This is a genomic window from Thioclava sp. PTB-PU3-1 (assembly GCF_055666785.1).
Map to the genome: position 1 here is coordinate 542,984 of NZ_JBVNVL010000001.1, position 16,592 is coordinate 559,575.

Consider the following 16,592-nt stretch of genomic DNA (forward strand, 5'->3'; position numbering starts at 1 on the left):
TCAGCCTTTTGCATTGCGCGATTGTTTACCCGTTTGGCCTGAATTGCCTCGAGTCGGGGTCGTTGTTGCCAGTTCAGGCTCGGTAACCGGCGCAGGGCTCGGGGCTGCGGTGGTGTCGCTGGGCGCGGTGCCTTGCGTGGCTGTGTCAGTCGCCGTCTCGGAAGCGGTATCATTCGGGGTGTTCGGCACAGGGTTGGCCGCGGGCGTGGTGTCCTGAGCCGCGAGGGTCGGGTCCATCCAGGTGGCCGCGTCGCTATCGTCAGCCAACCCGAGGATATGCCCGAACTCATGCTTGAGCGCATCGACGAGGTTCAGCCCTTCGCTGCCATCGAGCGACCAGCCATGCCCTGCCCCATCCGCGTCGAGCGTGATCGCGCCCTCGGCCGTATAGCCCAGAAGCGTGCCGTCGAGCGAGGCGATGGAAATCTGCACCGCTTCCAGCTTGGCGATCTCTTCGGCACTCAGGCCCAGCTCCTGCGCGATCTCTTCGAGCGCCTGCGCCCGGGCTGCGGCCAGCATGTCTTCATCGAGCACCGCACCCTCCGGCACCTCCGCGACCGAGACTGCATGGAGCGCCTGCCCCGCTTCGATCGTCAGCGACCAGCTTTCCAGCGTGCCGGTCTTGCGCTTCGCCCCGTCTACGATCTCCAGCGTCCAGACCCCGCCCGACATCTTGCCCTCGAGCGACGCCAGATCGCCTGCCGGGCGATAGGTCACGCCGTAAGGTGCCGCCGCGCCGGTGATGCTATCGGCGGCCGCATCGTCGAAGCGCGTGTCGATCGCCGTGCCATCAAGCGCCGCGAACAGCTCGATCCGCGTGCCATCGGGCGCGATCAGCGTCACGGTCAGGTCGCTCAGCCGCTCATGGGTCAGGCTCAGCGTCACGTCGAGATCGGCGATCACCACATCCGAGCCGACATAGAGGCTCTGCGTCGTCACGCCCTGATCTGCGATCGCGATGGGACCGGCGGAATTGTAGTCGTAGATCAGCGAGCCGGTGTCGGGCGTGAAATAGGCCGGGTCGTTCGTGGCGAGACGCACATCGTCGAAGCTCGCCGCATCGAAGGCCATCAGACCGACCGCACCATCCGCAACCGGGGCGTAGAAGGCATGGCCCAGCACTTCATGGCCGTTCAGCGCGAGGCTGACCGTGCTGCGGGCGAGCGTGATCTCGAGCTTGTTGGACTGGCTGCCGTCAATGGCGATGTCGTAGCTCGCGGTTTCCACGAAGCCGTCGCGATGCGTGTAATAGCCGATCGAGACGCGGTCATTGGCGGCATCGATAACGGCATATTTGTAGCGCCCGTCTGTGTAGCTGTCGAAGACGAAGCCCGCGCGACCGTTGGTCTCGATCTGGGTTGCAAGCCGCGTCACGGAGGTCTCCGCAATCACCAGATCGGACAGTGCGATGGCGGGCACACCGGCGGGCTGGGCATCCAGCGCGCCCGCGTTGATCTGCCAAGCGGTATCGGTGGCGAAGCGATCCGCGATGCCGTCCGAGAAGTCCTCGGTCTCATCGAGAGTGAATTCCGGCGGCAGCACCTGCACCGCGATATTGTCGAGCTTGGTCACCGAGTTCTGCGCGCCGATCCCGACATAGCCGGAGTTCAGCCCGTGGGTGACGCCGTATTGATCGACCCGCGCATCGAAGACATGGGTGAAGTACTCCTGCCCGTCGATCACCAGCGTCGCCGTCAGCCCGTTGATCGCGAGCAGCAGGTTATAGGGCGTGTCGGGCTTGGCCTGAACCGGGGTCTGCTCCAGCACGATCCAGCCATCGGCAGTGCGGATACCCATCTCGAACTTGTCGGTCGAGATGTTCACACCGGCGAATTTGAAGTCGGTCGGCGACTGGTAGTCGAAGATCAAATAGGCGTTCGACTTCAGGCCCGCCGTGGGCTTGCCGCCGACGATGGTCGCCTTCATCTCGAAATAGCTGGGCAGCGCGTCGCCGATATAGAAGACCGAGACCGCATCGCCGCCAAGGCTCTCCGGGCTCACCGCGAAGGCGCCGCCCTCGACCGTCCAGACCCCGCTATCGGCGGCGAAGCCCTGCGCGTCCTTGCCGCCGCCATTGCCGTTGAAGTCGGCCGAGCGCAGCACGTCACGGCGACCGCCCGGAATGTTGCCCGGCTGCGGATCGTTCGGCGCGCCGGTCTGATCCTGCCACGCATCGTCCTTCTGCATCACCAGCCCCAGCTCGCCCCACGGCTCGCCGTTGCGGTCGGCGTTGTAGTCGCCGGTATCGGCCGCGCGGGTCGGATCGGCGCCGTCGGAGGCCGAGAGATCGTAGAGATACTCCTGGATCTGCGGGGCCAGCGCACGGGAGATCGTGAAGGCACCGAAGGGTGCGAAGGGCACGATGTAGCTGTTGAACTCGCCCACCCAGTCGATCAGGCGATCGCCACCGGTATTGCCGATCATGATGTCGCGCCCGGCACCGCCATAGACGATGTCCTCATAGCTCGACGACGTGTCGGGCGTATCGTTCGCGCCCAGGGCCGAGCCATCCGCGTCGCGGGTGTGGTCGTCATCGACATCGATCAAGTCGTCGCCCCAGCCGCCATAGACATGGTCGCGCCCGGTGCCGCCGACGAGCCAGTCATTGCCCAGATCGCCGAAGATCACGTCATTGCCGTCGCTATAGACCGGGCTGCCATCCTGCTCGAGCGTACCGACCTGCGGCGCGCCCGGATCGGCCGGATCGAAGCTCGCGAAGAAGATCAGACCGTCGGTCGCCTCGGAGAGCGAGACGTAATGGCCAGCGGCGTCGATCACGATCACATCGCGCGGGTTGTATTCGTCATAGGCCGCGAACTCGCCCGCGTAGAAGGCGTTGTAACCCAGCGCATTGCCCTGCGTGGCCGTGGGATCGGCGGACCAGAACGGCACCGTGTAATCCGAGCGCACCAGCACGCCCGCCACACCCGGCGCCAGCGCGTCGTTCGGATAGGCGAGATACCAAGCCTCGGCCAGCGCCTCGGCGCCCGAGACCAGATCGTCGCCCGCGCCGCCATGCAGGAAGTCATCGCCCAGACCGCCGTAGATGATGTCGTCGGCATAGACCGGGTCCTGCAGCGGATCGCCGGTCTGGCCATCGGCGGTCAGGAAGAAGGGCGTCAGGTTCACGGCCTTCTTCAGCGCGCCTTGGACGTTGATATCGGCCTGCTGGATCTTGCCCGGGGTCGAGATCGTCTGCGGGCTGACCGGCGCGACACCGTAGAGCGGCTCGCCATAGCCACGATCGTTGCGCGAGGTCCAGATCCGGCCATCGTCGCCCAGCACGCCGTCCTGACCGGTGCCGCCCGAGATCCAGTCATGGCCCCAGCCGCCGATCAGATCGTCGCCCTGACCTTCGCCATAGAGCACGTCATTTCCGCGCATGCCGTAGATCGCGTCGTCGCCGCCCTCGCCATGGATCTCATCCGCGCCGCCATTGTCGGCCAGCGCATCCGCGCCCCAGACATCCGGGCCGCCGGTGTGATAATCGAGCAGCTCGACCGCACGCACCACCAGCCAGGCGTCGGAATGGTCCGCGCCGCCGATGACGGTGCCCGAGGTCCGCACCGGATCGAGCGTGTCGTAGTTGAAGCCGAGGAACCCGGTCGCACCGACCAGACGCAGGATGCGGCCGTTGTCGCCAAGGATCACATCGGCGTCGCGGGCATGAGCATTGGCGCCACTCTGACCGTAATCGTTGCGGCTCAGCGTCACCGGATCGCCCTGCCCGCCGAAGAGCATATCGGCGCCGTCGGGACGGAAGGTCTCATCGACATTCACCGTTGCCAGCAGATCGAGGCTGAAGCCCTCGCCGGTCGCGCGCGCATCATGGATGTAGAGATCCGAGGAGCCGCCGATGATGTCGTCCTGACCGAGCCCGCCGAACACGATGTCGTTGCCGCCATTGGCCTCGATATAGTCGTCGCCGTCGCGCGCCGCGTCGATGCTGCGGGTCGGGTTCACGCTGAGCGTGCCGTCGGCAAGGCGCGTGGCGTAGCCGTTATCGGTCGCGTCATAGGCGGTGGTGAGCGCAAGGCCGCGGAACGTGGCCGAGCCGTCGCCCTGGATCGCATCGTCGCCAAGCTGGCCGAAGATCACATCGTCATCCGCGCCGCCTGCGAGGTAATCCGCGCCATAGAGGTCGGTCCGGGTCGCCTCGTTCGCGTCGGTGTGATCGAAGAGGGCGATCAGCCGCTCTTCCACGCCGGTCGGGTTATTCTGCGCCGTGGCCCCTGCGTTCGAGCCGGTGCCGTCATCGGCATCGTCATAGATCGTCAGCGTGCCATCGGCGAGCATCCGGAAGCGCAGGCTCTCGGCCGCGTCGGTGCGGATCACGATGCCATTGTCGCCAAGGATCACGTCATTGTCGGTCGCATTCGGGTCGAGCGCCTGCGCGTCCAGATCGAACCAGGCGCTGATCACCGGGCGATCCTCGAACAGCACCGCACCGTTGCCGTCGATGCGGTCCGCACCATCATCGCCGCCCGGACGGTTATGGCCGCCGATCAGATCGTCGTCGCCGTTGCCGCCATAGATCACGTCGGCGCCCTGCTGGCCCAGCACGATATCCGCGCCATCCTCGGCGAAGATCATGTCGCGCCCGCCGCCGTCCAACTCGCTGCGCAGGATCGAGTAGAAGTCGAACTGCGTGGTCAGCTCGGTCAGGTTCAGCGGCAGCAGGTCGGCATCCACGCCACCGCCCGGCTGCGCCACGATCCGGCCGTGATCGCCGAAGACCAGATCGTTGCCCGCGCCTGCGAAGATCGTGTCATCCGCCGTGCCGCCGATGATGAAGTCGCGGCCCGCGCCGGTGGCGATCAGATCGTTGCCGCCGATCATCGCACCGGTGTCGGTATAGCGATCTTCGGTGGTCGCGATCTCGTCGATATCGGTCGCGTTATTGTCGAGGCCGACCCAGTCGATGAAACCGGTATCGCCGATCACGATATTGCCCGCGTCATGCAACGTGGTCGCCGTGTCGGTCGCGGCATAGACCTCGTCGATCTTCACATTGATCGCGTCGCCGCCAGCTCCGCCGAGCACGATATCGTAGCCGATGCCCGCAAGGATCACGTCATCGCCGCCAACCTCGGGCGCGGTGGTCTCGATCCAGCCCAGAGTGATCGCTTGGGTGCCGAAGCGCGGAGCGTTGTCCTCGGCGGCCACGATCCGGCCGTTGTCGCCCAGCACGATGTTGTCGCCCTGGCTCGCGTTCACGTAGTCGCCCGAGATGACGGTCTCGCCATCACCCCAATCGACGCTCAGAGCCCCGCCGTCGACGCCCGCGATGACGATATCGTCGCCGCCGCCGGTCACGATCCAGTCGGCCCCGCCGATCGCCTCGGCGGTCGAGGCGATCTCGTCGATGTCGGAGGCATCGCCATCCGCCTTGACCCAGTCGATATAGCCATTGTCGCCGAGGACGATATTGCCCGCATCGCGCAGGGTCGTATCGCCCAAGGCAACGTCATACACCTCGCCCTCGGCCACGCGGATCACGTCACCCGCCGTGCCGCCCAGCACGATATCGAAGCCGATGCCCGCAAGGATCACGTCATCGCCGCCGATCTCGGGCGTGGTGGTCTCGATCCGGCCGAGCGTGAACGGCTGCGTGCCGAAGCGCGGAGCGTCATCCGTCGCGGCCACGATCCGGCCGTTGTCGCCCAGCACGATATTGTCGCCCTGGCCTGCGTCGACATAGTCACCCGCGATCTGCTGCCCTTCGGCGAGGATCGTCGCGGCGATGGTTTCGCGGTCGCGCGAGCGGGTGCCGTCGATCAGCGCGTCAATGATCGTCTCGCCATCTTCACCGGCGAGCACGATATCGTCGCCTAGACCCGTCACGATCCGGTCGGAGCCGCCATAGGTCTCGGCGGTGGTGGCGATCTCGTCGATATCGGTGCGGTCGCCGTCAGCCGAGACGTAGTCGATGAAGCCGCTGTCGCCGATTACGATATCCATGCCGCTATCGGTCGCGCCGTCGGTGGTGATCGTGTCGCCGTTGACGCCGCCCAGCACGATATCGTCGCCGCCAAGCGTGGTGATCGTGTCCGCACCGCCGATGGTGGGGTCGATCGTGTAGATCAGCGTCGGCGCGACATCGGTGCCGTCATTGACGTGATCCGGGCCGCCCGAGCCGAGCTTGAGCGCATAGCCCGTGCCATCCGCGGTGAGGTAGTCGATCCGGCCGCGATCACCGAAGACGATGTCATTCGCCAGACCGGACGTGATGCGGTCATCGCCCTGCCCGCCGAAGATGATCAGCGGCAGCGTGCTGAGGGCGGCATCGACGATATCGTCATCGGCGAATTCCAGATAGTCGCGGGCATAGCCCCAATCGGGCGCGTAATTGGCGTCGTGCGGGCCTTGGGTGTTGAGCACGAAGGCCCCGTCCTCGCCCGCCTGCAGATCGACAGTCACATCGTCATTGCCGAGGCCAGTGTTCAGAACCGTCAGCTCGCGGCTGCCTTCGATATCGCGTGCGTGGGTGCCGTCGATGGCGATCGCATCCGCGCCGAAGCCGGTCCAGTAGGTGATGCCGCCGAGGAAGTTGCCCGCCGCATCCGCGCCATAGGTGATCGGCGCGGGCGCGATGCCGACGACGAAGATCTCGTTGACGCTCGACAGCTCGGTATCGTCGCCCCAGGCGGTGGCCGCGGCCAGCGCGGCATCGCGGTCATCGGTGATCTCAGCGCGCAGATCGGTGGTGCCGTCGCCCTGCACCGTCGCCTCATCCGAGATCATCAGCTTGTGACGGCCGGTGCCCGCTTCGATGTTGAGCATGCCTTTGATGTTCAGCAGATGGCCGGTCAGGAAGGTCGTGTCGGTGTCGAGCCCGAAGCCCGCCTCGGAGGAGACATAGATCCGCTCGTCGCCTGCACCGAGGTTCAGGGTGGTATGGGCCGTGGTGCCGCGCACGTTGATCACGTCATTGCCCGCGCCCATCCCGATCTCGAGATATTCGACACCGTAGTAATCGACACCGTCCATCCGGGTCTCGAGCTTGGCCAGATCGGTTTGGATGCCCAGCGGGCCGAGCAGATAGTCGAGCGCCGGGTCGCCGCCATTGACCACGACCGAGATCCGCTCGCCCGAGCGCGAGGTGATCACGAGCACCGTGCCCTCGACATGGGCGATGATGTTCGGACCCTGCGCATCCATGATCTGGGCTGCCAGCGCCGCCGCCACATCCGCCGCCGTGTCACCTGCCAGCGCGGTATAGGCGAAGGAGGAGAGCGCGAAGTCGCCCGGGAAGGCATCGTCGAACAGCGGCGTCGCGAGATCGGTCAGATCGATGGTGAAGGTGTCGCCCGCGCTCGGCTCGGCGATATCGATGCGCGCCTCCAGCACATCGCCGGTCAGGCCGCGCGTATCGACAGCCTCGACCGTGGTCTGGGCCAGCGCGCCCTGGAAGGTCAGGTAGATCGTGTCGCCGAAGCGGTCGACCGCGAAGTTCTTGGTGTAGGGCAGGAACGGACGGCTGTTATTCGGGTTCAGGATCGGCTCGAGGATCGCGGCGATCTCTTCGGCCGTCGCGTCATAGGCGATCGGGTCGGAGATGCGCAGATCCATGTTGCCCAGCACATCCGGCACCATGAAGGCCAGCGTGAAGGTGCCGCCCTGGGCTGCGATGGTGATCGCCTGCATCTGGTTCAGGCCCGGATCGGTGGTGCCCTTGATGACTTCGGTCACCTCGATATTGGCGGTGGTGTTCGCGTCGCTGGTGATGCCGCTCGCATCGACGATCAGGTCGGGCAGATCGACGCCACCGGTCGGGCCGCCGAAGATGACGGTGTAGATATAGCCGCTATCGGTCGCCTCGACGCTCACCTCGGCATCGGTGCCGTAATCGGCAAAGACCGTATCGATCGCCGCTTTCATCGCCGCGGCATCCGCGTCGAAGGCCACCGTGACCGGCGTGCCATCCGGCAGAGCCAGCGTGAAGCTGCCGCCGGTGCCGCGGGTCTCGATCTGGATACGCTCGGCCACCGAGGGCATATCGAGCCCGGCCACGCGTGCGCCGTCCAGCACGAGGACATTGTCGTTCAGGTCGGCGCTGTCATCGAGGAACAGACGGTCATTCTCGCCCGCGCCCATATCGACGATCAGAAGACCGGTGATCTGGTCGACCACGCCCTGATCGGAGCCGACATAGACTTGATCGTCGCCGTTGCCGGTGCGGATGATCGTGTGACCGGCAGTGGTCTTCACATAGATCACGTCATTGCCGTCGGCACTGTCGATGATGGTCTTGCCGCGATGGGTGCTCTCGACCGTGAAGTTATCCACATTGCGACCCAGACGGATGTCGACCACTTCGAGGCCGGTATAGCTGACACCGCCCGCGATCAGCTCGCCGCCGATATAGGTGTCGCCGCCCATGCCCAGACCCGAGAGATGGTTCTCGGTCAGCACGCCGCTGTCGATGGCCGGGCTCTCGTTGTTGAAGACGGTGAGCGTGTCGATCTGCTCGGCCTCGTCCACGCGCAGGTTCGGATTGACCGGCGCGTAGGTGATGAGCGCGCCCGGATCGGTGTCGAACCCTTCCGGCGGCGTGCTCTCCAGCACCATCTGGCTGCCCGAGACGACCGGCGCATAGACCGAGGAAATCCGCGCCGCCAACCCTTGGGTGACCGAGCCGAAGCTGCCATCGGAGGTGACCGAGGCCGGCGTAGCCGCACCGTTGATCGTCAGCGCCCAAGTCGCGCCACTCACCGGCGGCTGGATCAGGTGGAACGCGGCCGCGGTCCAGTGGATATTCGCGTCGTTATAGAGGCTCTGCACCGGCGCGCCGCCGATGGTCGAGGTCAGACCGGCATAGTTGGTCACCGCGATATCGAAGGCGGCCGCATCGGCGCGCTTCACATGCAGGCGGGTCTCGCCCAGCAGGTTCACGGTCGCCACCGCCTCGTATTCGGTCGAGGCGTCGATCAGAGCGGCCAGTTCGCGCAGCACGATCGAGCGGTAGGCGTGTTCCGTATCCGGCGTGTAGCTGAAGTCGGTGCCGTCGAGCGTCACGGTCACGGTCTCGAAGGCGGCCACATCGCCCACCAGATCGACCGAAGCCGTCAGCCAGTCGATCAGCGACAGATCGCTCTGATCGGGGGTACCGAAGAACCAGACATAGCCCGCCTCGACCGCATCCTGCGTACCGACCATCAGCGAGAGCGTCATACCCGCATCGTTGACGAGCGAGAGGATATCTTCCGAGACGCTCGCGACATCGACACGGCCGCTCAGCGTGCCATCGGGATCGATGGTCGCGATGTCGTAGATCGTGGCGGTGTCGTTGATGCGCGGATCGAAGCCCGGACGCTCGCCGTAATCGCCGTTCACATGGGTCAGCTCTTCGGGATCGATGGTGATCACCGTGCCGCCACCGGTCACCGTCCCGGTCACGCCATCGGCGAGCGGAATGTTCGTCTCGCCCGGCAGCAGCACCGGCACGCGCAGCGACACGTCGGTATCGCTCTCGCCACCGATGATCGAAACCGGGCCGCGGATCGAATTCACGCGGTCGTTGAAGGCGCCGAAGACCTGCGCGTCGCCGCCATCCACGATCGCATCGTCGATCGCGATCACGGTGATCTGCTGCGGGGTCATCCAGTTGGTGTTATCGAACTCGACGAACTGACGCGCCGCGATCTCGCCGGCCTTCTGGCCGCTGACCGAGGCCGAGGCCGCGTAATCCGCCGCCGGATCGGCCAGCTCGCGGATCGAGATCACGCGACCATCGACGATCACCTCATAGGCGCGCGGATCGCCATTCGCGGTGGCCGCATCATTCGCGAGATTGATCTGGGCACCCAGCGCGGCAGCGATGTTCGACAGCGACTGCCCGGCGCTAACGGTATGCCAGAAGCTCTGGCCGTCGAAGTTGACCGTCCAGACCTCGCCCGCCGCAGGCACGCCCATCATCTCGAATTCGAGGACATTGGCAAAGTTGAAGTCCTGCACGGTGCGGGTGTCGATGCTGCCCTGGCTGTCGCCCGCGATGCCAACCTCGACGAAGAAGCGGGTGAAGCTCGCGCTGGCATCGACCGAGATTTCAATCGCACCATCGGCGGTCAGCGTGGCGTTGTAGCCGGAGACCCCGTTGATCGCGTCGATCAGTCCTGCCGCCACCGCATCCAGATCGTCGCCCGCCTGAACCGTGTAGCCGACCGTCTGGGCGCCAGCGCGCAGGTCCACATCGTTGAACAGGGTTACCTGCCAGGTCTCACCCGCGACCGCCTCCCCTGCCAGCGACAGGGCTGCAAGCGGGGCAGCGACCTGAACCTGCACAAGTTCGTTCTCGCCGAAGTTCGCATCCGCGTTGAACGCCTCTTGCGAATTGTAGGTGCGGGTCGGCAGCGGGGTCACATCGACGCGGACCGTGTTGTCGCCGCTCAGCGCACCGGTCAGCACGACCGAGAAGCTGTCCACGACCTGCACATCGCCCGGCGCCCGCTCGGCCAGATCGGTCGAACCACCGGTTTGGATGATCTCCACCGTCGGCGCGTCGTCATCGAGCACGGTGACGTCGAGCGGCGCGGGCGCGAGATTGTCGCCGTTGCTGCCCACGACATAGCTGTAGGGCGTGAACTGCTGCGCGAGTTCGGCATTGGTGATGTTGGTGCCGATCTCATAGGCGAGGCTCGTGCCCTCGGGGATCACGATCGGGGTCAGCGGCGCCGCGAAGGCGATGCGGGCAAGCTGCCAATGGGTCTGCGACTTCACCGCATCCGCGCTGACATAGGCGCCGCCGGTCCGGGTGTTCGCCGCGTCGGGGCTCGTCTTGCGCAGCACTTCGATCGAGAAGGACTCGATGCCGCCCGCTCCCGGGGTGCGGAAGATGAAGATCTCGCCCAGATCGTAGCTCGGCGGCGTCAGGCTCGCATCGCTCGCGATCGCGATCGAGGCGTCATCGCTATCGAGCGGCAGCAGCGAGAAGGCCGTGGCCGAGGTCAGCGTGATCGCGCCATTGGCATCGACCACCGCCGTGATCCCGAGATTGGCGGCGTTGATCTGCGCCGCGAGTTCTTCGGAGATGCCCGCGATCCCGCCCAGCTCATCGCCCGATTGCGAGGTGTAGCTGATGAGCTGACCATCGACGAGGATCGTCCAGGTCTTCGCCCCGGCATTGGAGTAGATCGCGCCTTCGACCGAGGGCAGCAGCGTCGCTTGCAGATAGCCCGCCGAAGCCGAGTAATCGGCGCCCGCGAACTGCGCGACCAGCTTGTTGACGATGTCGCTCATGGTGTCGCCAAACTCGGCGGTCGCCTGAACCTGCAGCCCGTCGAGCTTGATGATCCAGGTCGCGCCATCGACCAACGTGCCATCGGCGGCGAGCGTGCCGTCGGCCAGCGACGCGCCGAGGCGGAAGGCCACGATGTCATAGGCGCGCTTGCTGGTGGCCGCATCGACGCTCAGCTCATCGCTCGCGAACTCGAACGCGTCGCCCGAAATCGAGACATAGATGTCGTCGGTGGGCGTGAAGAGATAGCCGGACGCGGGATCGCTCGTCTCGATCAGGAGCTTGAAGGAGACGCCCGCCGCCGCCGCGATGCTGCGCGTTGCCCCCATGCCCGTCATCGTTGCAGCCTGCTCGGCGTCGGCGTTCACCAGCGTCGCGAAGGCATCTGCGATATCCGCGGCGGTGGCGGTCTGATCGAGGCGCGCATCGACCACGATCGTGCCCTCGGTCACGGTCGAGAGGTCCGCCACCACTTCGCCGATCCCGACACCGACCACATAGTCGATGCCGCCCAGCGTGAGCGTGTAGATCTCGGCCACGGCCGTATTCGGGCGCAGGATCGTCAGATCGGCAGCGGTATAGAGCACCTCGGCGCTGCGCGGCTGGCTGATATCGCGGTTGATATTCGCCGCGACCCCGCCGGCCACATCCGCATAGGTCGCACCGAGGAAGGCGTCGCGCGTGTCTTCGAAGATCGTGGGCTGGATGCGGGCGTAATGCACACCCTCGTCGGCGCTGTCGTTCACCGCGGTGATCGTCACGAATTTCGCGGTGTTCCAGTTGGAGCCGTCGAAGTTCACGACATTCGAGGACAGCGTCACATTGCCATCGACGGCGAAGTTCACCTGCACCGGGCCGGTCGGCGCGCGGCTCAGCATCACGGCGAAGCGGTCATTCGCGGCAAGCAATGCGGCCTCGGCCACGATCGTGTCGCCCGCGAGATCGATGGCCGAGGAATTGTCGACCGCGAAGATCAGCAGCTCGGCTACTTCATCGTCGATCACATCAACCAGCATGTTCGGCACGGCGAGATTGTCGAAGCCGGTATCATCGGCGCGGCTGTCGCCCTCGGTCACGGTATGGCGCAGCTGGACGATGCCGCGGCCCTCGGCCACCAGATCGTTGATCGCGGTGACGGTCACGTATTGCGGCGTATCCCAGTTGGCCGCCGTGAAGTGCAGCACCGTGCCCGAGGCCGAGCCGTTGACCAGCACGCCCTCGGCGCCCGCGGCCACATCGCCCTCGGTGCCCAGCGTCGGCGAGATCGTGATGTAGACGTCTTCGTCCGGCGCACGCGACAGCGCGATCGCGTAACGGGTGACGGACATGGTCGGATCGGCAGTCGCGGCCTCGAAGACGCGCAGCACGCTGGAGCCCGCCTCGCCATCGGCGTTGAAGAAGACCAGATCGGGCGCGTCATTGTCCTTGATCTGCGAGACCGGATCCTGCGCCCAGATCGCCTGATAGCGCGGATCGGTGCTGTCGACCGTGGTCTGGATCAGACCGCTGTGACCGTTGAGACCGTTCGACACGACGGTGATCGCGCCGCCCTCGGTGACACCGTCGAGATCGGAGCCGCCAAGGTTCACGCTATCCGAGCCCAGACCGCCCACGATCTCCAGCAGCACGCCCTCGGAGGTGCTCTCGATGAAGAAGGTGTCGTTGCCCTGCAGCGCGTCGACCACCAGCTTCTCCATGCCGGTGTAGGAGATGAACAGCCCGCCGCCATAGACGCCGTTCTTGGTGATGACGTAGTCGTCGCCCATCTCGGTGCCGATCACGGTCATCGTGTCGAAGCCGTCGCCGCCGTCGATACGCACCGGCGCGTTCACCGCGTATTGGATGAAGTCGGCGCCCTGCCCGCCATTGATGTTGGTAAACGGCGCGGCCGGGTCGTTCGGGTCGACGCGGACGAAGGAGCGGACCTGGAACGTGTCGTCGTCGGCTTCGCCATAGAGGAACAGCTCGGCCTTGTTGGAATAGACGGTGAAGCTGTCCTCGCCGTCGCCGCCGCGGATCGTGGTGTCGAAGCTGACGCCGTTCGACAGGAAGCCGACGGTGACCTGCGTCGTCTCGTAATAGTCGATGCCGCTCAGGCCGTTATAGGGGTTCTGCTCGTCGCGGAAGGAGGCGAAGAGCTGGCCGATCTGGAACGTGTCGTCGCCCGCATCGCCGAAGGCCTGAACGCCCGCGAGCGTGTCGTCGAAGACGAAGAGGTCATTGCCCGCGCGGCCGAAGACCCGCAGATCGGCGTCGATGGCGGAGTTGTATTCCACCCGCTCGACCACGGTGTTGAGGATCGTGCCGTCCTCGGCGATCGGCAGCGCCGCGACCACGCCCACATCGAGGTCCTGGTTGGCGCGGAACAGGAACAGGTCGCGCCCGTCCGTGCCGCGGATTTCGGCGCGGTCGATGCCGTCGAAGGCGGTGCCGGTGTCGAGGATGCGGATCGTGGAGTTGCCCGCGCTGGCCAGACCGATGTCATAGAGGTCGCTGCCCGCCTGACCGTCGATATCCAGCTCGAACCCGTCGATGCCGTTGAGGAAGGTCTGGGTGCCGTCGGCGTAGTAGTTGACCTGCACCAGATCATTGCCCGCACCGAGGTTGAGGAAAGTGCGGCCCGAGATCTTCTCGATGGTGATCGCATCCGAGGTGGCATCGCCGGTCGCGGTCTCGTCGCCGGTGTTCAGCGTGGTGATGCCCGCATGGGTATCGGAGACGTGGAAGCCGTTATTGCCGTTGCTAAGCGACAGCTCCAGTTCCTCGAAGCCCGCATAGACCACGCCCAGCGTCATGCCGAGGCCGACGATCTCGGTGCCGCTGAGATAGCCGCCCTGATCGGGCAGCGTGTCGCCCGCGTCGGACACGATCAGCGTGTCACCATGGTTCACGATGGTGCCATCGACCTCGTAGGTGACCGGATCGTTCGCGCCCGCATCGATCGTCAGGTAGCCGAAGAGGATCGCGTTCAGCGTGCCGTCATTGGCCAGCGGCGTGTCGGTGTCGTCATCGGTGACGGTGACCGCATCGTCGCCCGCGCCGGTGCCGATCGTGGTCGGGCCGTTGATCGCGAAGACCTTGATGATATCGGCGCCGTCGCGGGTCTCGAGCGTGGTGACGTCGCGCTTGCCGGTCGACTTGAGGGTGACGTCGTTCACGCCGTCGCCCAGATCGACATTGACGTTTTCGAGCGCGATGTAGCGGATGCCCGCGCTCGCGGCGGTGAAGCCATCCACGAAGATGAAGCCTTCGACCGCCGTGCGATCTTCCAGCCCGATCACCCCGGTGGTCGCGCCGGTATTGCCGCTGTCGTCGATGTTGAGCGTGTCATTGCCGCGATCGGCGAGGATCGGACCGCTATAGGTGTCATGGGCGTCGATCTGGATCAGCGCGGCGATGCCCGAGAGCGTGCCGCCCAGCGGGGCGGTGCCCGGCTCGGACGAGGCGGCGGAGCCGAGGTTGATCACGTCGTCGCCGATGCCGCTGTTGATGTAGATCGGCAGATCGGTCGCGGTGACCGCGATCACGTCGGCGCCTTCGCGGGTATCGACTTCGATCACGTCGAGATTGCTGTGATCGATGCTGACGGCGGCCGCGCCCAGCACCTTGCCAGCCGCATTGGTGTAGCGCGAGGCGGCCATCAGGCCCACCGACATCGCGACATAGTCGTCGCCCTGCGAGCCCAGATAGACCAGCTTGTCCACGTCGGTGGTGCTGCTGTCGGTGATATGAACGGTGAAGCCCGAACCGAGCGGAGCCGCGATGATGTAATGCTCCAGATCGCCGCTCGCATCCGAGCCCTTGTTGTCGAGCGTCACTGTGCCGTTGAAGGCGCTGACGCCGATGGCCAGACCGCCCACCGTGACCGAGCCGCTCAGGTCGTTGACGACGAAGGTGTTGTTGACGCCGTCCCCGCCGGTCAGATCGACCGCCTCGAAGATGCCGTTCAGACGCTCCACCGTGGTCTCGCCCGCGCCGATACCGGAGGTGCTCCAAAGATCGGCGTCGCCCGGCACCATCGCGCTGTCGGTCGTGCCGTCCGCATAGGCCGTGGAGCCATCCGCCTGGAAGACCTTGCCGACGAGGAACAGGTTCTCGTAGAGGCCCATATCCTCGCCCGCGAAGACCTCGATCAGCGTGTCGGTCTCGTTTGCCTCGTCGGTGTCGCGGAAGACATCGAGCCCTTCGCCGCCCGTCACGGTATCCGAACCTTCGCCGCCATCGATCACGTCGTTGAAGATCGAGCCGATGATCCGGTCGTTGCCGCCCTCGCCTTCCAGCGTGAGCGCGATCAGGTCGTTGGTCAGCGGCGTCGCATTGGCCGGGTCGCCCGCCGCCACGGCCGGGCCGGCGGTGATCTTGTCATTGCCACCCGCCGCCGAGATGCGCAGCGTGTCGCCCTTGGCGCGGATCGTGTCGTCGAAGGTGACGGTCACGGTGCCGGTCGACCAGGCGGCGACGAGGATGAATTCCTGATCGGCCACTGCACCCGCCTTCAGCGTGAAGGTATCGGCGCCGCTGGTGCCGTTGAAGATCACCGCATCGGCCACACCGTCGCTCGTGCCGTCGATCTCGGCCACGTCCTTCGCGGGATCGGCGGATTCCACGACCAGATCGTCGTCGATGCGCATGGTATTCAGATCGGTCTGGCCGAGCGGATTGACCGTTAGCGTATCGGTGCCGCCGAGCAGATGGATGATCAGCCCCTCGACCCCGTCGGCCTCGAAGCCGCTGCCATCGGCGTCGAGCGCCTGCAGGATGCCGGAGTCAGAGGGCTTCTGACCGATCGTGACCGTGTCGGGGTTGGCGGTGCCGTAGAGCAGGATCGTGTCGGTGCCGCCGCCACCGTTGATCACCTCGACGCCGTCGGAGGCGAGGCTGCGGAAGATGCGGTCATTGTCGCCGCCGCCGTTGATCGTGTTCGCGCCGCCGCGACCGTCGATCTCGTCCGCCCCGCCCTCGCCGTTGATCACATCCGCCGCCGCGCCGCCGATCAGGCGGTCCGCGCCGGTGCCGCCGTAGATCGTGGCGACGCCCGTGCCGTTTTGCAGCACCACGTCATCGCCGCCGAGCGCGTAGATGGTGATCGGCACCAGCGCATCCGAGACGATCCGGTCATTCGCGCCCGAGCCGTAGATGATCGAGCCGACCGCGACGCCGCTGCCGATGCTGATCTGATCGCCCAGATCGCCCGCAGTGCCGCCCTCAGAGGCCGAGTTGATCGTAACCTGACCGTCGCCCTCGTAGGCCACGGTATCGACACCCGCGCCGCCGACAAAGAGGATCGGCACGGCGACGCCGTCGCGCACGACCAGCAGGTCGTCGCCGGTGCCGCCATAACCGCGGATTTCGTGGA

At 65.7% G+C, this 16,592-nt stretch carries 1 protein-coding gene (cut by a window edge); it reads right to left on the reverse strand.

Annotation, left to right across the window (positions count from 1 at the left end; all coding sequences use genetic code 11):
• Positions 1–16,592, reverse strand: partial view of a matrixin family metalloprotease gene (locus ACZ7GB_RS02620; RefSeq protein ID WP_472157567.1) — the 3' end only. It continues 22,708 nt past the right edge of the window; the window shows 16,592 of its 39,300 coding nt (coding positions 22,709–39,300); its start codon lies off the right edge, out of view; its stop codon occupies positions 1–3.